The following is a 19,866-nucleotide window of genomic DNA, read 5'->3' as shown; positions in this document are numbered from 1 at the left end:
TTCAGGGGAGTGAAGTGAAATGAAACGGTCTTTGATGCTTGCGGCGACGTGTTTGGCTGCTGTGTGGGCTGGTGCCTGTAGTGAGAGCGCACAGACAGTGGCACCGGCCCCGGTCGCGACGGTTGATGCAACGGGACCCGGCTGGATCACGGCGGCTGCAAGTCTCGCCGCCGACGAAGCGAATACGCCCATTTCGCTCCAGTTCCGCCGCTTGGTCGAATTGGAGGCGCTTCCTGAAAGTTTTCCGGTGCGCATCAGTGCGGATAACCGCTTCATTCTTTACGTGAATGGCGAACGTGTTGCGGACGGTCCCTCCCGGGGTGACCACGAACATTGGCGCTATGAAGTCATTGATCTCGCCCCATTCCTCGTTGCAGGCGAGAACGCCTTGGCTATCCAGGTCTGGAATGATGGCGAGTTCGCCGCTCTGGCTCAGCTAACGGGTGGCCGGACCGGTCTCTACCTGATGCCCGATGATACGGCGCTGCCGGTTTCACTCGGAGATGCCGGGGACTGGCAGGTTCGCGTCGACGCGTCCCGCACTGTCGGGTCGGGCATGCGGCAGACGATCGAACAGGTCGGCGGTGGATACTATGCCGCTGGTGGGCCGGAGACCATCACGGCTTCGGAGCGTCTGGATGGTTGGAACCGGGTTTCCGTCACAGGTGGAGACTGGTCTGCAGCCATTCCGCTCGACAGCCGGCCGACGCCTCTCACTCTTGTCGAGGACCAGTTGCCACAGATGCGCTACACGCCGATTTCGAGCGGAGAAGTTGTGCGCGCGTCCGGCGTGGAAGCCACGGGCTTTCCGGAGTCAGCTATCGTGGTACCGCCTCACACTGAGGCGAACATCCTGATCGATGCCGGCCGCGTTCTGGCGGCCTATCCCGTCCTGGAAACAAGCGGTGGTGCCGGCGCAGAGGTCGAGATGACCTATGTGGAAGCGCTGTATGATCCGCGTGACGAAACGCGGATTTCCAATGAGTTCGGCGGTAATCGGATGATCCGATACACGGACCGGGCCCGCGTGGATGACGGGCTGGCCCGTGGACTTTCCGACACGCTGATCCTTGACGGCGGAGAGAATGAACGCCTGGGCCCCTATTGGTGGCGCGGCTGGCGGTTTGTCGAGATCACGGTGCAAACCGGCGATGAACCGCTCACGCTGGAGCGGTTCGATACGTTCGAAACCGGCTATCCGTTCGAACAGAACGGGCACTTTGTCAGCAATGACTCCGAGCTGAACCGGATCTGGCAGATCGGTTGGGACACTGCGCTGTTCGATGCCCATGAGACTTACATGGACACGGCGTATTGGGAGCAGCTCCAATATATTGGCGATACCCGAATCCAGATGCTTCTGTCCTACGACGTTTCGGGTGATCCGCGCCTTGCGGTGCAGGCCCTCGATGCTGTCGATGCTTCGCGGTGGAACAATAATCTCCCCCAATCAGCCTGGCCGGAAACCAGCGACAATGTGATCCCGCCATTCTCACTGCTGTGGATCGGATCGCTGCACGACTATTGGATGCGGCAGCCTGACACGAGCGTGATCGAGCGGAATCTCCAGGGTACGCGTGAGATTCTGGACTGGTATACCGGAAATCTGGGCCCCAATGGTCTGGTCCAGGAAACCTCGGGCTGGCCATTCGTGGACTGGGTCGGTCACCTCAGCGGCTGGGAATGGCGCGGCGGCACCGGGCCGGAGCATTGCGTGATCTCAATGCAGTATTTCGGCGCCTTGCAGGATGCCGCCGAGCTGGAAACCGCTCTGGGCAATGCCGATCTGACACCGGTCTATCTGGAGCGTGCAGAGGCCATCCGCGACAGTCTGAATACCGCTTGCTGGAACGAAGAACGCGGCCTGTTTGCCGACACGCCCGAACAGGCGATTTTCAGCCAGCATGCCGGCATTCTTCCTGTGCTTTACGACATCATCCCGGAAGCCCAGCATCGTGACATGTTGGAGCGTGTGACCCGTCCGGAAGGCGGAATCGCTCCGCCGGAAGGGATGCTTGGCTCGACCTATTATTTCTCCTTCTACCTCGCCCAGGCGATGGACCATGCCGGTCTGACGGATCGCTATGTCGACATGCTGACACCCTGGCGGGAGATGCTGAGCCAGAATTTCACGACCTTCCCGGAAACACCGGACCCGTCGCGCTCGGACACGCATGCCTGGAGCGGTCACCCGACGACGGGATTGCTGACCTATGTCGCAGGTATCCAGCCCGCGGCACCGGGTTTCAGCCGCGTGCATATCGCGCCTCACCTGGGACCGCTGACATCAGTGGATGCCGCCATGATGCACCCGTTGGGCCGGATCGACACGATCTATGAGCTGGAAGGTGATACGCTCACCGCCCGGATCACGCTGCCAGAGGGGCTGGAGGGCAGGTTCGAATGGCGAGGCCGGACTGCGGATCTGGGGTCCGGTGAAAACACCTTCGTCTGGGGCCCGGGCACGCCCTGACACGCATCCACATCTGAAAACGAGGGGCAGGCATCCGCCTGCCCCGGATCTCTGGACCCGGGGCTCGGGTCCGTGGGGAGGAGAAGAGCATGGCAGAATCTACCAACACGGCAGCGCTTGAGCCGGCCGGGACCCAGAATCTGGGATACATCATCCTGATCTCGCTCGTCGCAACGATCGGCGGTTTTCTGTTCGGCTATGATAGCGGCGTGATCAACGGGACGGTGGAGGGCCTCCAAACCGCGTTCAATACGCAGGATGTCGGTACAGGCTGGAGCGTGGCGTCCATGCTTCTGGGGTGCGCGATCGGAGCCCTGATTGCCGGCCGTGCTGCCGATTTGTTCGGCCGCCGCACCCTGCTGGTCGTGTCGGCCGTATTCTTCATCGTGTCGGCCTGGGGTTCCGGCATTGCGAATGGCGCAACCGAATTCGTGCTCTACCGGCTTCTTGGCGGCCTGGCTGTCGGTGCGGCTTCGGTCATGGCCCCGGCCTATATTTCGGAGATTGCCCCGGCCCGCATGCGGGGACGCCTGGCGACGATCCAGCAGATTGCCATCATTTCCGGTCTCTTCTTCTCCTTCTTGTCGAACTATCTTCTGGCCGGCGCCGCGGGGGGATCGACGGCGGTTTTCTGGGGTGGTTTCCCGGCCTGGCGTTGGATGTTCTGGATGGAATTGATTCCGGCAGTCGTCTTCCTCCTGGCCCTTTTCATTATCCCGGAAAGCCCGCGATTCCTCGTCTTCCGGAACCGGACGGATCAAGCGCGCCTGGTTCTGGGCAAATTGTTCGGCCAGGAGGCAGCGGCCCGCAAAGTCGACGAAATCCGCGGCTCGATCGAGAAAGACCATCAGCCTCGCCTGCGTGACCTTATCGATCCCATCGCCAGAAAAATTCGTCCGATCGTCTGGGTTGGTATTGGCCTCGCCTGCTTCCAGCAGCTCGTGGGCATCAACATTATTTTCTACTACGGCGCCGTGCTTTGGCAGGCTGCCGGCTTCACGGAAAGCGATGCCCTGCTTCAGAACGTCCTGTCAGGCGGATTGTCGATTGCTTCTGTGACAATTGCCATTCTGGTGATCGACAAGATCGGTCGGAAGCCGATGCTGGTGATCGGGTCGGCCGGCATGGCCGTGACCCTCGCCTTGTGTACCTATGCGTTTTCGACTGGCGAACTGGTTGAAGGCGGCGGTTTGAAACTCTCTGACCAGATGGGGCTTGTCGCGCTGATCGCCGCCAATCTCTATGTGATGTTTTTCAATTTCTCTTGGGGACCCGTCATGTGGGTCATGCTGGGCGAGATGTTCCCCAATCAGATCCGGGGTTCCGGCCTGGCGGTGGCAGGCCTGTTCCAGTGGGGAACGAATTTCCTGATTTCCATCACTTTCCTGAGCATGCTCAGCTCGATCGGGCTGGCAGGCGCCTACGGGATCTACACACTCTTCGCAGTGCTTTCGATCGGGTTCGTGGTCAAAATGGTTCGTGAAACCCGGGGCAAGGAATTGGAGGAGATGGAGGGCTAGGCTTCCATCGGGGGCCAGTTTCCTTTGCAAGTCCGGCAATACACGGCGCAAGGATGCCAGCGATTTCCGCAATGACCGGGCAAGCTTGTCTGGCCCAGCGTTGGTGTGGACGATAAGGCTGAAATACTGGACGTTTTACCCGTATATCGTCCCGATATCCTTGTTTAGAACCCAAGGCTAACAGTCTTGGGAGGACGACATGGCAGCACTGGATGTTGCAATCATCGGGGCAGGGCCGGCCGGGATTACTGCCGGCCTTGCGCTTCGCCGCGCCGGGCTTAACGCCAAGGTTTTCGAGCGCGCTGACAAGGTCACCCCTCTGGGTGGGGCGATCATCCTCAATGCGGTGGGGCTGACCATCCTGCGCCGGTTGGGTGTGGATATCGAGGATATCTACAATGGTATGCGCGCCGAATTCCGCCGCTGGGATGGCCGTGTCCGAGCCCGTATCAATATCGATGAAGACCTGCTCAAGCGCGCCAATGCGAATGGCTGGCAGTCCGGCATGATGCGCAAAGAGCTCTACGCCCGCATGCTGGACAAAGTGCCCGACGATCTGATTGTGCCGCAACACGAGTTCGAGCGTTTCGAACAGGATGAAGACGGCGTCACCATTCATTTCAAGAACGGTCATGTCGAGCGGGCCAAGGTCCTAGTCGGCGCTGATGGTGTCCGCTCCCGAATTCGCGGTCAGCTCTATCCTGACGTGGCGCCGCCCAAACCGCTGGGCATTGCTGTCTGGCTGGGCTGGTGCGAAGCCAAGGGAATTGAAGCCGACTGTACCGTGATCCAGCACGACCAGAACTTTCAAATGGGCTATGCGCCGCTCGTCTTTGAAGGCAAGCAATGCTTTGAATGGTGGCTGGTCGAGCAATACAAGGGCGAGGCACCGCCCGAGAATGTCACCCAGTATGTAAAGGACCGGATCGGTCATTTCGCGGCGCCGTCGCGAGACATTCTCGACCAGACGGATCACGACAAACAGCTGTTCCGCTGGATCGTCGAATACATCAAGCCGCTGGAACAATGGACGACCGGAAATGTGACGCTGATGGGTGATGCGGCCCATCCAACCTCACCCTATGCCGCCTACGGAGCCGGAATGGCGATCGAGGATGCCTACATCCTCGCCGAATACCTGAAGAAAGCTGACATGGACGATCCGGCATCAATCCGGGCGGGGCTGGCGAAGTATGAGGACCTGCGGCGGCCCTATACCAATTACACCACCAAGTTCGCCCGCAATCTGGGTCGCATCTATCACAGCATTCCCGGTCCGCTTCGCAAGGTCCGGGACTTCATGTTGGATAACGTTCCCGGAGTGGGGCGCAATATCGAAACCGGCGTCACCGAGGATGCCGAAAAACTCCTGCGTCAGGTTCTCGACGATTTCGACTGAGATGCTTCGGCTGGTCCGTTTCGCGATTGGCGCTGTTCCCGGCGCCAATCGCGGGGGCTGCAGCCCATTTCCCTGGAAAAACTGCGGCGCATGGCGGTTTCAGAGGGGAAGCCGGCCCGGCGCGCGGCCTCGCTGATCGAAATGTCCGAACGGGTCAATTCTAGGCACACGCGTTTCACGCGCCATGTATTCAGGAAGGACATGGGCGGTTCGCCAATGATGTCGTTGAAATGCTTGGCAAAGGCCGATCGGCTCATACCGGCCTCCCGGGCCAGGCTTTCGAGCGTCCAGCGTCGCCCCTGGTCCCGGTGCATCGCATCCAGGGCCTTGTTCAGCCGGGCATCGCGGATGCCGCCAATCAGCCCGGTCTGGTCAGGCTGATTGAGCAGGTATCGCCGCAACTGACTGATCATCACCGCTTCCGCCAAGCGCGAGCGCTGTGCAAAAGCGCCGGGCTCGTTCTGGAAATTGGCTGAAGCCAGATACAGCGCGACCGAGTTGGCGAGCGGGAGCAGGTAATTGCCATCATCGTGCAGGGCGATGGTGCGGGGCAGGGACTTCAACAAGCGTTCGTCCGTGCCGGAGGAGAATTCGAAGGCGAGGCCAAGGAGTTCGCAGGCCGCACCATCGCCGCCCCAGACCCGGTCGTGAACCGCTGCCGGAGGCTCGTTTTCGAACCCGGCATAGGCATCCTGTTGCCAGACCCGGGCGATGTTCTCGGTTGGCCCTTCGGCCTCGGAGGCAAACTCGATGTCCTCGCCGCGCGGCGCAATGAAGGAATCGCCCTTGCTGAAGACTTGTCGCTTGTCTTCACGGGGGCCGATCCAGCATTCGCCTTCCAGAACGATCAGGCTGAAACCGGGCGGAAAACCCTGTGTGTTGAGTCCCCACGGCGCCCGCAACCGGAACCGGGCGAGGTTCAGATTACGCAGCGAGATGCTGGAGAGAATGTCGCTGAAGAGATCCATGATGCGCCGCGTGGCCAGAACGGGTTCAGACCGAAACAATTCCTTGTTTTTCGGTCGGTTTATCGTCCGTAGAGCATAGGTTGCCGGCGCGTTGCGGGCTAGACTTGGCAGCGCAAATTTCCAGGCGGTTCCTGCCGCGCGATCATCCAATATCGGGGGCGTCCCATGTCTGTTCTTGTTACCGGCGCTGCAGGGTTTGTCGGCCGGGCCCTGGTCACAAAACTGCTTGCGGAAGGGCAAGGTGTGATTGCGCTTGACCGTTCCCTTCATGGCTTGGATGCCCATGAGCGTTTGACCCGGATAGAAGGTGATTTGCGGCAGGCAAATATCCTGGCATCAGCCTTTGAGGCGGGCGCTCGGTCAGTCGTTCACCTGGTGTCACTGCCGGGCGGTGCGGCTGAAGCAGACCCCGACCTGTCCTTTGCGGTCAATGTCGAAGCCAGCCTGACACTCATGGGCGAGGCGGCTCGCCGACTGGATCGGCCGCGCTTTGTTTATTCGTCCTCGATTGCCGTGTTTGGTGACCCCTTGCCGGAAGCCGGGGTCGATGACGCCACGCCCTTGCGGCCCCGCCTGATATACGGGCTTCACAAACGCATGGTCGAGGACGCGCTTGCGACCCTGACCCGCCGGGGCGAACTTGACGCGGTGGGGCTGCGCCTGCCGGGTATCGTCGCGCGTCCGGAAGGGGCTGCGGGGCTGAAATCCGCTTTCATGAGCGACGTTTTTCACGCTATTGCCGCCGGTCGGACCATCACGCTGCCCGTTTCCCGTCAGGCCGAAGTCTGGCTGATGTCGGTGCAGCAGACGGCGGCATGCCTGGCGCATGCGGTATCGATGGACACGGCCTTCTTGCCGGAAGACCGTGTGGTGACACTGCCGGCCCTGCGCGTAACCATGGAGGCGTTGGTGGTGGCTATCGCCGCTGCGAACGGACAATCGGTGTGCGATGTGCGCTATCAGGCCGATGAAGCCCTTGAGGCGGCCTTCGGCCGGCATCCCATCCTGTCGACACCCGCCGCTGAGCGGGCGGGGTTCCGGCATGATGGATCCGTCGAGGCACTCGTGCGTCGCGCTCTGGAGGCATGCGGGGCCCAGCCCGGCTGAGCCTCTCTCCAGAGGCAGGGGGATCAGATCGGCTCGGAGACGACCTGGAACATTTCGCCGGTCGCCTGGGAATTGTCGATAAGCGGCCCCTTGCCCAATTGCCCCATGCAGATTGCCAGGCTTGATTTCACAACATAGTCGCAGCGCTTGAAGCGACGGTCGCGGAAGGCTTTGAATGCGGTCGCGACATCGCCATGCCTGGACAGCTCATCCGCGATCACCAGTGCATCCTCGATCGCCAGTCCGGCACCCTGACCCAGATGGGGCGTTGTCGCATGCACGGCGTCGCCCATCAGCGCCACGCGACCCTTGCTCCAGTCGCCCTCGACCATCAGGCCTTCGAGCGGTCGGTAGACAACTTCGGCCGGATCCGTGATGTGCTCGGCGAAACCCCGGACCAGTGGCGAGGGATGATTTTCGATCCGCGCGCGCATTTCACCGGCCAGACTGTCCGGGTCAAAGCGCGGATTCCCTGGCTCGGCGGTCGTCACATACATGTAGAGAATGTCCTCGCCCATCGGCACCAGGCCAACGCCCGGGCTGCCATTATAGACCCAGAGGCCTTCGACCTCCGGGGGGCGGCGGAAATTGTAGCGCCAGACCGATTGGCCGGTGAATTCCGGTCCGGACAATTCCGGGAAGAGGGCCTTGCGTGTCTGGGAGTAGACGCCATCCGCACCGATGACACCATCAAAGCGGCCGGTACTGCCATCGCTGAAAGTCACATCAACCGCATCGCCCGTGTCCTCGAAATGATCGACCGTGACACCGAGTTTCAGCCTCGCTCCGGCCTTCACCGCGCTTTCTCCCAGGACCCGCTGCAGGGCCTGGCGGCCAATGCCGATATTGGCTGGATAGCCGTCCGCCAGCTTGGGGGTCGGGACCGTGGCCACTTCCTGGCCGTTGGGCGCGAAGATTTTCACATGGTCGAAGCCGAAACCGGACGCGACATAGTCCTCGATCACGCCCAGCTCTGCGACCGCTCGTATGACATTGGCCTGCTGGATAATACCGACCCCGTAGACGGACCATTCCGGATCCCGTTCGATGATCTCGACGGGAAACCCTTTCTGGCGCAGCGCGATGGCAGCGGACAAACCGCCAATGCCGGCGCCGATGATCAGGATGCTGGCCTTGCGACTGTCGCCGGAGGCAGCGGATTGATCCGGGGCTTGCTGACCAACCAGGTCGGACTTCCAGTTTGCCATGATGTGTTCTCCCAAAGGGTCGGGGTCAGGCCCGGACGATTTTTTGTTCGATGGCTCCGAAGATCGAGTGCCCCGCCCCATCGCGTGCATTCATGCGGATCGTGTCGCCAAAGGCCATGAAGGGGGTCCGGATCTCCCCAAACTCGATCATGTCGATTGCCCGGCGTTCGGAGATACAACTGGACCCGGCTTCGGCGTAAGCTGTGTTGGAGACTGTGCCGGAGCCGATGATCGTCCCGGCGACCAGATCCCGGGTGCGGGCTGCATGTGCGACCAGTTCGTGGAATCCGAATTCCATCTCATCGCCGCGGGCTGCCCCGAAACGTGTGCCATTCCAGTCGATTTCCAGCGGCAGGCAGACCCGGCCTTCACGCCAGGCCCCGCCTAGCTCGTCCGGGGTGATGGCCGCGGCCGCCATGCTGCAGGCCGGTTTTGCCTGGACCCAACCGAAGCCGGTTTTCATCTCGATCGGCGCAATGGTGCGCAGACTCCAGTCATTGATCTGGACGATGAGGCGGATGTGTTCGCGCGCGTCTTCCGGCGTGATTCCCATCGGAACGGCATCGACGATCACGCCAAACTCGCCCTCGAAATCGATACCATCCTCCTCGGAGGGCAGAGGGACAGGCTCCGATGGCGCGAGGAAACGATCCGACAGCCCCTGATACATGAGCGGCCGGTCGGTCTCGATCGGTGGTAGGTTGAAAGCCTTCTGCATGAGCTCGCCATGCATGGGGAAGGCTGACCCGTCCAGCCATTGCCAGGCGCGGGGCAGGGGGGCGAGCGCCGCCAGCGGATCAAAGGCATCGCCATCGACGCGTCCGGCCGCCAGGTCCTCTGCAAGGCGTCCGAGCGCTGGCCCTGCCTGCGCCCAGTTCTCCAGGGCGGTTTGCAAATTGGCTGCGATCCCGGAAGCGCTGACGGCCCGGCTCAGATCGGTCGAAACGATGACAAGTTCACCGTCCGGCGTGCCATTGGGGTGTGTAGCAAGCTTCATGATGCGCGCCTCAGGCCAGGTCCGCGTCGAACTTGCCGTCAATCAGGATGAAGGCCACCCGGCACGGCTTGTCCGACCGGTTCGCCCAGCCATGATTGGTGCCGCGCTGAACAACGATATCGCCTGCCCGGACCGTGGTCTCGCCTTCGTCCATGATCAGGACGAGCTCACCCTCCAGAATGATGCCGTAATCGACAGTCTCGGTCCGGTGCATGAAAGCGTGACGCTCGCTCGTGCCATCGGCGACGACCGCATCTTCTGCTCCGATCTCTGCGAAATGCGCCTTGCGCTCTTCCGGTGTAAGGCTTTCCAGCTTGTCGCCTTCCGGCTCGATTTCCAGCACACGGATCCGGGTGCCGTTCGCCGGCGGCGCCAGCACGATCCCGTCTTCGGCCGGTTCTCCGCTGGCCCGGTCAATGCGGACCGGGGTCTCGCGCGTGTTCCACACTTCAAAGAACATCGGTCCGATGTTGCCGCCAATGCGCTGAACGCGTGGCACGAAACCATCCTCCTGGATGATGGCCTGTCCGTTCTCGTCATGTCCGGTCACGACCCGGCGTACGGGTTTGCTGTCCATGGTTTTCCTCACTGTTGTGTTTCGCCGGCTTTTTGTTGGACCGGTCGGATGGTTTGGGTCAGCCGGTATGCCCGCCGAGGGTTTCCGCGAACCAGTCGGCGATGTAGTGCCGGCCGAAGCTCATATTGTCGGCGCCGACATGCTCCACCCCGCCTTCGCGCGGCGTGAAAATCTTCAATTCCCGGCGTTCCGAATTCACCAGCTGATCATAGGCCTGATGGGCGTAGTCCAGACTGATCTGGCGGTCCTCGGCACCATGCGTGACCAGGAAGGGCATGCGGATTTTCTCCATCACGCCATTGAGGTTCATGCCCTCGATCTTCTTGAAGAAGTCATCCATGTCGGAGGCGCCGAATACCCACATGACGTGCTTCCAGTAGTGCGGCACAGGGTTTTCGCCCTCGCTCTTGAGGCGCTTCTGCTGGACCTCGGCCCAGTTGTGATTGGCACCCCAAACGGCGGCCGAAGCAAAGCGTGGCTCGAACGCCGCCGCACGACCGACAAAATGCCCGCCCAGTGAAATGCCGGAAATGCCGATCCGATCAGCGTCGATTTCAGGGTGGGCAGCCAGCCAGTCAAAGCAAGGCGTGGCCCATTCCTCGGTGAAGGGCGTGGCCGGCAATTCGTGGACCCGCAGCGTTTCGCCCGTGCCCGGCTGGTCAATGCACAGGGTCGAAATTCCCCGGCGGGCCAGTTCCTTGGGCAGAAAGGTCCAGTAGAGCAATTCCTTGCAGCTATCGAGCCCGTTGACGAACAGGACGCAGGGAGCAGGACCCTCGACGCCTTCGGCGCGGGTCAGCAGGCCCGGAATGGACTTGCCCTGATAGGGGATATCGACCCGTTCGCAGTTCTCACGGCCATATTCGACATAGGCCTTGAAAGCGTTCTGGGCCTTGCGAAAAGTCTCCATCCGGCCCGGATGACCATGGCCCTGCATGCGCTCGGCGGTGGTGTAGTAAAGGCAGGCCCGGCGCAGCTTGTCGGCTGCGGAGAACTTGCGCCCCTTGGCCAGGTCTTCGTCAGCCAGTGCGCTGAGCTTGTCGGCCATTTTGGCCCATTCCGCCATGAATTGCGGCGTGCCCGCATCGGCGCCTTTGTCGGCGGCGTCGCGGATGGGTTGGCACATGTCGACAATTTCGCCGATCTCGGCCCCGGATGCCATCGCGATCGCGACGGACAGATTCCAGATGTAGTTGGGGAAGAATTGGTAAAGCGCCAAGGCTCAGACCTCCGGAGCGTTAAACAGGCCGGTATCCGGCTTGGGCTGCGGCATGGTCTGGGGGCCGCCGATGCCGACACCCCATTGATCCATGGTCTCGAGGCTCGGCTGATGAACCTTCGCTTCCCAGGTCGCGTCATCCACTTTTTCCAGATCCGACGTGTATTCGACAGCCCAGCCCCCCGGGGTCAGATAGTAGGAAAAGATATTGTTGCCGGCGGTGTGGCGGCCGACGCCCCAGACGACATCATGATCCATGCTGCGCAGGCGTTTCAGTCCTTTCATGATCGCGTCGACGCCCGGCATGTCATAGGCGATATGATTGAAGGTCGGCGGTCCGGGCACCACGGCCATGCGGTGATGCCATTCATTGCAGCGCAGGAAGCACATGAAATCGCCCAGCCAGTCGGAAACTTTGAAGCCGAGCGCGGCTTCATAGAATTTCACCCATTGCTTGTGATCGGGGGCGTGGAAGACAACGTGGCTGATCTTTTCGGGCCGCGGCTCCCCATCCGCCAGGATTTCCGGCTCACGGCGTTCGAAACCGGTCGCGACTTCAATGGTAAAACCGCTGATATCAAAGAAGCGGAAGCCATAGCCGCCGCCCAGACCGGTCAATGCGCCGGGCTCGGTCACGGGTTTGCCGCCCGCGGCCTTGACCTGTTCGAACAGGGCGTCCACCTCGGCTTCATCCTTGGCTGCCCATGAGATCACATCGATGCGTGGTTCGTCGGTCTGGCGCAGGCGGACGCAGTATTGTGTGCTGCTTCCCGGTGCGGCCAGGTAGACCAGACCATCATCACTGGGCACTTCAACCAGCTTCCAGGCGTCGATGTAGAAATTTTTCTCGGCTTCAAGATCCTGAACGCCATATCCGACAAACCGGATGTCATTGACGCGCGCCTGCACATGAGGAGTCGCGCTCTGGTCGGATGTCGAACTCGTTGAATTTGCCATGGTTTCTCCTCGGGTGTCCCGGTTTTTGACTTGTTTTTTCCGGTCGTGTCGACCGGACCGGGTGGGAGCCGTCGCAGTCTGACGGCAGCATTCCCGACCTGAGTAGCGCAGCTCTATTCATGCGCCAAAATGATTGTCGTTATATATTTCGATAAGCGTTTGTTATACACCGGGGTGCCATGTCACCGGCGCGGGCCTTGGGGCTCGCGCGAACCGCCAAGCGAGGGGAGGCTTGCCGTGCGTTTCAAGGGACTCGATCTCAATCTGTTGCAGGCGCTCGATGTGCTGCTTGAAGAGCGCCATGTTTCGCGCGCTGCTGAACGGCTGAATGTCAGCCAGCCCGCCATGAGTGGCGTGCTGACCCGCTTGCGCCAGTATTTCAACGACCCCTTGTTGACCCAGCATGGCAAGCGCATGGTGCCCACGCCCCATGCGCTCAGTCTCGGCCCCCGGCTCAAAAGCCTGCTGGGTGATATCGATTCCCTTGTGGCCCAGCTTTCCCACTTTGACCCGGCGACATCGGAACGGGTCTTCAAGGTGATCGCTTCGGACTATTTTGTGGTGTTGGCCATGCCTCACATCGCCCGTCTGATCTCCGAAAAGGCACCAGGCATTTCCGTTGATTTCGCCAATCCGTCGGAGCGCAGCGTTGAGCAATTCCAGCAAGGTGAAATCGATCTGTTGATCACTCCGGAATACATGACACGCCACGATCAGGCGGTTGAGCATCTCTATGACGAAGAACAGGTGGTTCTGGGGTGCGGTAGCAATCCCGTTCTGGCTGATGGAATGATCACCGAGGATGACTTCTTCAACAGTGGTCATGTGATCGTTGAGATCGGCCGGGTCAGGCGCAACTCCTATGTGGAAACCTTCATGTCCCAGCTGGACCGGAAGCGGCATGTCGCCATGCGGGTCTCGTCCTTCATGGCCGCTCCGGAGCTGGTATCCGGCACACCGCTTCTTACCGTGACCCATAAGAGCCTGGCCCGGCTTTACGCGGAACGCCTCAATCTGCGGATGGCGGAATTGCCGTTCGAACTGCCGGCCATGCGGCAGATGATCAGTTGCCACGAGGCCCGTGTGGATGATCCGGGTGTTCAGTGGTTCAAGTCGGAGATCTTCAAGGGGGTTGGCGAGATGCAGGGCGTACATCCCGCCTGACCCGCAGCTGCCTGTCTACGACGCGGGCGGTGGCGTGAAGGCGAGGCCTTGTGATTCCAGCCAGGCATGGGCCTCGGCTTCATCCGCCATGGCCGATTTGACCGCATTCAGTTCCAGGGTGCGGGCATAGAAGGCCTGCAGGGCGGGAAAGTCTGTGCCGTCGAAGCCGGCGCCTGTGATGCGGAACCACACCCAGTGAAGATAGGCGTCGAGCGCCCCCCAGTTTTCGCCGGACAACCAGTCTTGCTTGCAGAGTTTTGCTTCAAGGTCCGCCAATTGCAGGGCCATGCTTGCCCGGCCCATTTCGGCCGTGCGCGCGGGGGCTCCGGGCAGGTCGCAGAAAAGCTGCGGCATGCGGATCCGGGTCACCAAGGGATGAAGGTCTGCCGAAAAGCGCAGGAGTTCGGACAGCCTGTCGGCCTGTGCGTCCGGTTCACGTGCGTCCGAGAGGATCCCGGCTTCAGGGAAGGTCGCGTGTAGCCAGGTGATGATCGCCGTGTTCTGGGCCAGAGGGCGCCCGTCATGGAGCAGAAGCGGGATTTTGCCGGACGGGTTCAGGGCCAGATAGTCAGGATGACGATGATCGCCGCGCATGAAGGCGAGTGTTCTCGTTTTGAAGGGAATGCCGATCCGATGCAGCAGAATCAGCGGTACGCGTGAACACGCACTCGGCGCCATGTAGAGTTCGATCGTCGGCATATTGTCCTCCTGGAAATCGCGCCAAGGCTGGGATGCCGGAGGACGAAGGTAAAACTGATCCTCGTTATGCAAACGCATCAAATTTCGTGATGAACCCATCCGGGAAGCGAGACGCAATCATCACAAAAAATGATAGTCCGCCATCCAATAAAACAATTTCACGAATGGCTGGGCTTCTGCGACGGTCTGTCACAGAAAAAATACAAAACCATATACAGGGGAGAAGCCATGTTCATGAATGATCGAGGCTGTGTATCAGCACTCGCGATTCTCGTCGCCTTGTCGGGTCCGGCATTCGCTCAGGACAATGACGCGGCAGATGCCAATGACACCAGTCGCAGCCGTCAGCTCGACACCATCACCATCACGGCGCAGCGCCGCGAGGAGACGCTGCAGGACGCTGCGCTTCCGATCAACGCGGCCTCCGGCGAGGACCTTCTGCGGGCTGGTGTCGGAGACGCGACCCAATTGAACAAGGTGGCTCCGGCGCTGACGGTCAGCAATGGCGGTGGTGCGAACACGGCCTACTTCGTGCGCGGTGTCGGTAACTTCACCAATAATGGCTATACCGCCCCGGCGATCGCCTTCAACATTGATGGCGTCTATATCGGTCGTCCGTCATCGACGGCATCGGCCTTTCTCGACCTGAACCGGGTCGAGGTTCTCAAAGGCCCCCAGGGCACGCTCTACGGCCGCAACTCGACCGGCGGCGCGATCAATGTAATCCCCAATCTTCCGGTTATCGGCGAGAACAGCACGAGCGTCACGTTCGGCTTCGGCAACTACTCCTCGTATGAGGCGACCGCCGTGACCAATATTTCTGCGGGAAGCAACTCGGCCTTCCGTCTGGCGGCGACGACAACCGGGCATGACGGTTACTTCGACGATGGCACAGGCGATGCCGAAGACATCGCGGTGCGGGCCCAGTATCTGGTGGATGCCACGGACTCGCTCTCGATCCGCCTGTCGGCCGATTATTCGACCCAGGGCGGAGTGGGCTCGGGGCTCCAGACACAGGGCGTCTACACGTTTGCGCCCTTCTCACCGAACTTGCCGGTTCCCAACTGGCCCTTCATTCCGGCGCCGACGGGAGATTTCGCCGGCCTTCACGATCCGGCCTCCCTGCAATTCATCCAGGACAACTCGATCGGGGCACCGCTCTATTCTCCGCTCACCGGTTACGCCTATCCCTCCCGCGATGACCGTTATTGGGGGGTGAGTGCCGAGATCAATTACGCATTTGACTGGGGTGATCTCGTCATTATTCCGGCCTACCGGAACTCCACGCTGGACAACCAGTTCAATGGTCCGCCCTTCAAGGCCGCCATCAATCAGGATGAAGCCGAGCAGTACAGTATCGAAGCCCGGCTTTCCGGCTCGACCGATGTGTTTGACTACATCCTTGGCGCCTACTGGTTCGAGGAATCCGTGGAAGGCGTGAATGCGTTCAACCAGTTTGCCACGATCACTTTCAATGACTTCGCCAGTGACGTGGAATCCACCGCCTTCTTCGCGCGCGGTACCTGGAATGTGACCGATACATTCCGTCTGGTGGGCGGTGTCCGCTATACGGATGAAACGCGCAGCTTTGACACCCGGGCCATTTCCATGGCCGGCATCTGTCTTGATGAACCAGCCTTCGGACCGCCGAGCTGTCCGCAGGTTCCGACCTTGCCGGTCGGTCTGACGCCGGCGGATACGTTGGGCGCGCTTGACCCGGCTTTGCTGACAGGGCCGCCCCTCTTCGTGTTGCTGGACCAAATCGCCAACAACCCGGCCGGTGTTCCTGCTGTGACTCCTTATGGGCCTTTCGGGCCGATGGGGCCGGGCGCTCTCATCGTCGCAACGCCAACAGTCGTCGATCGTGAGAGCGGTGATGAGGAAGTCACCTACCGGATTGCGGTCGAGTACGACCTGACCGACGAAAACCTCCTCTATGCAAGCTTTGAGACCGGTTTCCGCGCCGGTGGTTTCAATCAGGCCTTCGGGTTCGAGGAGTATGATCCGGAATTCATCGACGCCTTCACGCTGGGGTCAAAGAACCGTTTCTTTGACAACACGCTCGAGCTGAATGCCGAAATCTTCTTCTGGGAATATGAAGGTCAGCAATTGGCTGCGCTTGGCCTGGATGGTCGCGGCAATAATTCCTTCTACACTCGCAATGTCGGCGACTCCTCGATCCAGGGCGTGGAAATCGACTTCCAGTATGCGGCCACGGAGACCACCTCCATCCGGGGTATGGTCCAATATCTGGATGCCTCCTATGACTCTTACAGCTTCAACCAGGTTGACCTGTCGGATGATACCGATCCGCCGAACTTCCTGACGCCGGTTACGGGCTGCGACACGACCCAGCTGGGTGTGGATGGCAATCCGGCGACCCCGCGGGAATTCCTGGTCGATTGTTCCGGTCAGGATGCCCTGAATGCACCGGAATGGACGTTTACCGGCGGCGTGCAGCAGATCTGGGATACCGGAAGTTTCGAGATCATCGGTACTCTGGATGCCCGCTATCGCGGTGAGCGCGAAATCGGCTTCAACTATGTGCCCGGCAGCCGCGTGGACAGTGTTCTGACGGCAGATGCCTCGCTCACCCTCGCGCCCTACAGCGATGCTTGGAGCCTGACGGCCTATGTCCGCAATCTGTCGGACGAAGCCATTGCGTCGACCTATCAGGTCGGGGCCGGCAATGTTGTCGCATCGGCCATGGAGCCTCCGCGGACCTTCGGTGCCGTGCTGCGCATGGACTTCTAATGACGCAGAAGACGCTTCGGCCAGGCAGGCTTGCTGCCGCCCAACCAGTTACCGGCGGGACAAGTCTGTCCCGCCGGTCTCTTCTGGCCGGGGTGGGGGCGGCGACGCTGACCGCCTCCTGTTCTGACTTCTCGACCGGATCAGGCCCGCAATCTCCGCCCAATATCGTCTTCATCATGGCGGATGATCTGGGTTATGCGGACCTGTCCTGCTTCGGGCGCCGTGATTACGAAACGCCACGCATCGACAGCCTCGCCGCTGAAGGCGTGCGCCTGACGAGTGCCTATTCCAACAGTCCCGTCTGTTCGGCGACCCGTACGGCCCTGATGTCGGGCCAGTACCAGTATCGGCTGCCGGTGGGGCTTGAGGAGCCTCTGGCCACGCGCAATGTCGGCTTTCCGTCCGGCCATGTGAGCTTGCCGTCCATCCTTCAGGCTGCGGGCTATCAGACCGCGCTTGTCGGAAAATGGCATCTGGGCCGTCTGCCGGACTACAGCCCGCTGACAAGTGGCTACGATCATTTCTGGGGCTACCGGAATGGTGGGGTCGATTACTTCAGCCACACAATGGGCGGCCGCCCGGATTTGTGGGATGGCGATGTGCCTGTCGAAGAGACGGGCTATCTGACTGACCTTCTGGGGCAGCAGGCCATCAACCAGGTCGAAGCCTTTGCCCGCAATGGCCGCCCGTTCATGCTGAGCCTGCACTTCTCAGCGCCGCACTGGCCCTGGGAGGGGCCGGGTGACACGGCAGAGTCCGACCGCCTCTCCGCCAATCCCAATCCGCTTGGACTGCTGCATTTTGACGGTGGCACGCTGGCTACCTATGCCGAAATGGTGACGCGCTTGGACCATCAGGTCGGGCGTCTGCTCGACACGCTCGATCGTTTGCGTCTGAGCGACAACACGATCGTGGTCTTCACGTCCGATAATGGTGGCGAACGCTTCTCCGACACCTGGCCGTTCTCGGGCCGCAAGACCGAGTTGCTGGAAGGCGGTATTCGCGTTCCGACGTTGATGCGCTGGCCCGGACGGACGACGTCGGGTGCCGAGATAAATGCGCCTGTGATGAGCATGGACTGGCTGCCGACCCTGGCGGCTGCGGCACAGGCAGGCATTCCGGAAAACTATGCGCCGGACGGGTTGGATATCGCGCCGCTTTTGGCCGGCGACGGGCTGCCCGAACGCGATCTCTTCTGGCGGTTCAAGGTGCATGACCAGAAAGCTGTCCGTCATGGGCGCTGGAAATATCTGTCGATTGCGGGGCGTGAATTCCTGTTCGACGTGGTGGCGGACCCGCTTGAGCGGGGCAATCTGAAAGACCGCTATCCGGATGAATTCGCGGCCTTGAAGGCGCGTTACGACGCCTGGAATGCGACCATGCTGCCCTATGATGAGGCCTCCTTCTCGCACGCATTCAATGGCAGTGAATTGGCGGACCGTTTCGGCGTTGATCCGTCCGAGTCCGTGGTCGGCAATGCCATGCCGCCAGGCCCCCGCAATGGTGGGCACTAAGCCCGGCCAAGCTTCCAGGAGACCTGATCATGTCCGGAACCGGACCGACTTCCTCTCATTCAGCGCCGCCGCTTGGTGTCGCGGGCGCGCGGCACGGTATCGTGCTGCTGCTGGTCTCCGTCATGCCGGCCATGGCGATCATCTCGCTCGTTCCGGTCCTTCCCATGTTGGCCCGCGAATTCTCCGGTGTGCCGGGAAGCGAGTTTCTCGTTCCGATTGCCCTGACCATTCCGGCCCTGTGTGTGGCCCTGTTTTCCCCCTTCGCCGGCTGGTTGTCAGACCGGATTGGCCGGAAACATCTTCTGACCTTTGCGCTGCTGGCCTATGCCGCGGTCGGGATCACGCCCTTTTTCCTCGCGGATCTGATACCCATCATCATCGCGCGGGTGGGCCTGGGCATTGCCGAAGCGGTCATCATGACCGTGGCTACGGTTCTGATTGCCGACTATTTCGAGGGTGAGGAACGGCAGCGCTGGGTGTCCTTGCAGATCGGTGTGGTCAGCGTCAGTGCCATTGTCCTGATCGCCGTGGGCGGTGCTTTGGGCGAAGTCTTCGGATCCCGCGGGCCCTTCTTGATGTATCTCCTGGCACTGCCTTTGGCAGCGATCGTGGCGACGATGCTGTTTGAGCCGACCGAGCGTCATCAGGAGACGGGTTCAGGACAGGCTTTTCCGCTTGGCCGCGTCTTGCCGGTTCTGCTTATCACCCTGCTCGCGGGCGTGCTTTTCTACACGACGATCGTCAAACTGGGTGACATTCTGGCCTTGGCAGGCGTGGTATCGGCAGGCGCGATCGGCTTGATCGGCGCCGCTGTGAATGCCGGTGTGCTGGCCGGCGCTTTTGTTTTTGACAGGCTCAAGGCGCGGGCGCCGGTCTCTTTGCTGGCTCTGGGGCTTGGCATCGTGGCGCTGGGATATCTCGGAATGGGCCTGTCCGGCGTTCTGGCTGTGACGGCCGGTTTCGCCATCTGCACAGCCGTGGGGTCGGGGCTTTTGTTGCCGACACTGCTGTCCTGGGTGCTGCATCTGCTTCCGGAACCCGTGCGCGGCCGGGGTACGGGTATGTGGACCGGCATGTTCTTCCTCGGCCAGTTCGTGGCTCCGGTCCTTGCCTCTGCGGTAGTGGTGCCGCTGGGGGGCTTGTCCGGCGTGCTTTTCATCTGGGCTTTGATTGCCGGCACAGGCGCTGTCTGGGCTGGATGGCGGTCGCGGATCCTGCTCGCAAAACCCTCCTGAATTTCCCTCCCTTCCCTTGGGTGGAAACGCCGTCAGCGACACCGTGAGGCCGTCGAGACCGCCATTGCCCTGCTG

15 protein-coding genes are annotated in these 19,866 nt (G+C 61.0%); 8 read left to right on the top strand and 7 right to left on the bottom strand.

The genetic code is table 11. From position 1 onward, the window contains the following. The first annotated feature begins 19 nt into the window (after positions 1-19). The 3 genes from I0K07_RS00485 (at position 20) to I0K07_RS00475 (ending at position 5,392) form a co-directional block, all read left to right on the top strand. Positions 20-2,473, top strand: a complete 2,454-nt coding sequence (locus I0K07_RS00485; RefSeq protein WP_238934362.1) for a family 78 glycoside hydrolase catalytic domain — start codon at positions 20-22, stop codon at positions 2,471-2,473. A gap of 89 nt (positions 2,474-2,562) precedes the next feature. After that, positions 2,563-3,993, top strand: coding sequence for a sugar porter family MFS transporter (locus I0K07_RS00480; RefSeq protein WP_203290709.1), 1,431 nt, complete (start codon positions 2,563-2,565; stop codon positions 3,991-3,993). Between the two features lie 199 nt (positions 3,994-4,192). Beyond that, complete coding sequence (locus I0K07_RS00475) at positions 4,193-5,392, top strand: FAD-dependent oxidoreductase (RefSeq protein ID WP_203290708.1); 1,200 nt, start codon at positions 4,193-4,195, stop codon at positions 5,390-5,392. Here the strand turns inward: I0K07_RS00475 and I0K07_RS00470 are convergent. Continuing rightward, complete coding sequence (locus I0K07_RS00470; protein WP_238934361.1) at positions 5,368-6,645, bottom strand: AraC family transcriptional regulator; 1,278 nt, start codon at positions 6,643-6,645, stop codon at positions 5,368-5,370. The two genes, I0K07_RS00475 and I0K07_RS00470, sit on opposite strands and share 25 nt — an antisense overlap. Here I0K07_RS00470 and I0K07_RS00465 point away from each other — a divergent pair. After that, a complete protein-coding gene (locus tag I0K07_RS00465; RefSeq protein ID WP_203290706.1) occupies positions 6,526-7,467 on the top strand; it encodes an NAD-dependent epimerase/dehydratase family protein in 942 nt (313 codons plus the stop codon). The two genes, I0K07_RS00470 and I0K07_RS00465, sit on opposite strands and share 120 nt — an antisense overlap. Before the next feature lie 23 nt (positions 7,468-7,490). Here the strand turns inward: I0K07_RS00465 and I0K07_RS00460 are convergent, their stop codons facing one another. Genes I0K07_RS00460 through I0K07_RS00440 form a run of 5 tightly spaced genes read right to left on the bottom strand, consistent with a single transcriptional unit; the run spans position 7,491 to position 12,425 of the window. After that, positions 7,491-8,675 carry an FAD-dependent oxidoreductase gene (locus I0K07_RS00460; RefSeq protein WP_203290705.1) on the bottom strand — a complete coding sequence of 395 codons (1,185 nt, stop codon included), beginning with the start codon at positions 8,673-8,675 and terminating at the stop codon, positions 7,491-7,493. Between the two features lie 25 nt (positions 8,676-8,700). Next, positions 8,701-9,672 (bottom strand): fumarylacetoacetate hydrolase family protein, encoded by a 972-nt coding sequence (locus I0K07_RS00455; protein ID WP_203290704.1) that lies wholly within the window; start codon positions 9,670-9,672, stop codon positions 8,701-8,703. Between the two features lie 10 nt (positions 9,673-9,682). Continuing rightward, complete coding sequence (locus tag I0K07_RS00450; RefSeq protein WP_203290703.1) at positions 9,683-10,249, bottom strand: cupin domain-containing protein; 567 nt, start codon at positions 10,247-10,249, stop codon at positions 9,683-9,685. Positions 10,250-10,307: 58 nt separating this feature from the next. After that, positions 10,308-11,468: an alpha/beta hydrolase family protein gene (locus tag I0K07_RS00445; protein ID WP_203290702.1), complete on the bottom strand. Its 1,161-nt coding sequence runs from the start codon at positions 11,466-11,468 to the stop codon at positions 10,308-10,310. A 3-nt stretch (positions 11,469-11,471) separates the two neighbouring features. After that, entirely contained in the window at positions 11,472-12,425 is a 954-nt protein-coding gene (locus I0K07_RS00440) for a VOC family protein (RefSeq protein ID WP_203290701.1), read from the bottom strand. A 237-nt stretch (positions 12,426-12,662) separates the two neighbouring features. On the opposite strand from I0K07_RS00440, the gene I0K07_RS00435 reads away from it, so the two are divergent. Beyond that, positions 12,663-13,589 carry a LysR family transcriptional regulator gene (locus I0K07_RS00435; protein WP_203290700.1) on the top strand — a complete coding sequence of 309 codons (927 nt, stop codon included), beginning with the start codon at positions 12,663-12,665 and terminating at the stop codon, positions 13,587-13,589. A gap of 15 nt (positions 13,590-13,604) precedes the next feature. Here the strand turns inward: I0K07_RS00435 and I0K07_RS00430 are convergent, their stop codons facing one another. Then, positions 13,605-14,288: a glutathione S-transferase family protein gene (locus tag I0K07_RS00430; protein WP_203290699.1), complete on the bottom strand. Its 684-nt coding sequence runs from the start codon at positions 14,286-14,288 to the stop codon at positions 13,605-13,607. Positions 14,289-14,516: 228 nt separating this feature from the next. Between I0K07_RS00430 and I0K07_RS00425 the strand changes: the two genes are divergently transcribed. From I0K07_RS00425 to I0K07_RS00415, 3 genes are read left to right on the top strand one after another with little or no spacing between them, the layout of a single operon-like run. Continuing rightward, entirely contained in the window at positions 14,517-17,042 is a 2,526-nt protein-coding gene (locus I0K07_RS00425; RefSeq protein ID WP_203290698.1) for a TonB-dependent receptor, read from the top strand. After that, positions 17,042-18,556, top strand: a complete 1,515-nt coding sequence (locus tag I0K07_RS00420; protein WP_203290697.1) for a sulfatase family protein — start codon at positions 17,042-17,044, stop codon at positions 18,554-18,556. The genes I0K07_RS00425 and I0K07_RS00420 overlap by 1 nt, the downstream gene beginning before the upstream one ends. Positions 18,557-18,585: 29 nt before the next feature. After that, positions 18,586-19,791 carry an MFS transporter gene (locus I0K07_RS00415; protein WP_203290696.1) on the top strand — a complete coding sequence of 402 codons (1,206 nt, stop codon included), beginning with the start codon at positions 18,586-18,588 and terminating at the stop codon, positions 19,789-19,791. The last annotated feature ends 75 nt before the right edge of the window (positions 19,792-19,866 follow it).

Origin of the sequence: Maricaulis parjimensis (assembly GCF_016817355.1) — a bacterium.
GTDB classification, from domain to species: Bacteria; Pseudomonadota; Alphaproteobacteria; order Caulobacterales; family Maricaulaceae; genus Maricaulis; species Maricaulis parjimensis.
Note: the sequence above shows the minus strand (reverse complement) of the source record. Positions and strands in the feature narration are given on the sequence as shown.

Excerpts from the sequence above, each read along its gene's own strand:
- I0K07_RS00485 (WP_238934362.1), top strand. The coding sequence starts at position 20 with ATGAAACGGTCTTTGATGCTTGCGGCGACGTGTTTGGCTGCTGTGTGG.
- I0K07_RS00480 (WP_203290709.1), top strand. The coding sequence starts at position 2,563 with ATGGCAGAATCTACCAACACGGCAGCGCTTGAGCCGGCCGGGACCCAG.
- I0K07_RS00475 (WP_203290708.1), top strand. The coding sequence starts at position 4,193 with ATGGCAGCACTGGATGTTGCAATCATCGGGGCAGGGCCGGCCGGGATT.
- I0K07_RS00465 (WP_203290706.1), top strand. The coding sequence starts at position 6,526 with ATGTCTGTTCTTGTTACCGGCGCTGCAGGGTTTGTCGGCCGGGCCCTG.
- I0K07_RS00470 (WP_238934361.1), bottom strand. The coding sequence starts at position 6,645 with ATGGGCATCCAAGCCATGAAGGGAACGGTCAAGCGCAATCACACCTTG.
- I0K07_RS00460 (WP_203290705.1), bottom strand. The coding sequence starts at position 8,675 with ATGGCAAACTGGAAGTCCGACCTGGTTGGTCAGCAAGCCCCGGATCAA.
- I0K07_RS00455 (WP_203290704.1), bottom strand. The coding sequence starts at position 9,672 with ATGAAGCTTGCTACACACCCCAATGGCACGCCGGACGGTGAACTTGTC.
- I0K07_RS00450 (WP_203290703.1), bottom strand. The coding sequence starts at position 10,249 with ATGGACAGCAAACCCGTACGCCGGGTCGTGACCGGACATGACGAGAAC.
- I0K07_RS00440 (WP_203290701.1), bottom strand. The coding sequence starts at position 12,425 with ATGGCAAATTCAACGAGTTCGACATCCGACCAGAGCGCGACTCCTCAT.
- I0K07_RS00430 (WP_203290699.1), bottom strand. The coding sequence starts at position 14,288 with ATGCCGACGATCGAACTCTACATGGCGCCGAGTGCGTGTTCACGCGTA.
- I0K07_RS00425 (WP_203290698.1), top strand. The coding sequence starts at position 14,517 with ATGTTCATGAATGATCGAGGCTGTGTATCAGCACTCGCGATTCTCGTC.
- I0K07_RS00420 (WP_203290697.1), top strand. The coding sequence starts at position 17,042 with ATGACGCAGAAGACGCTTCGGCCAGGCAGGCTTGCTGCCGCCCAACCA.
- I0K07_RS00415 (WP_203290696.1), top strand. The coding sequence starts at position 18,586 with ATGTCCGGAACCGGACCGACTTCCTCTCATTCAGCGCCGCCGCTTGGT.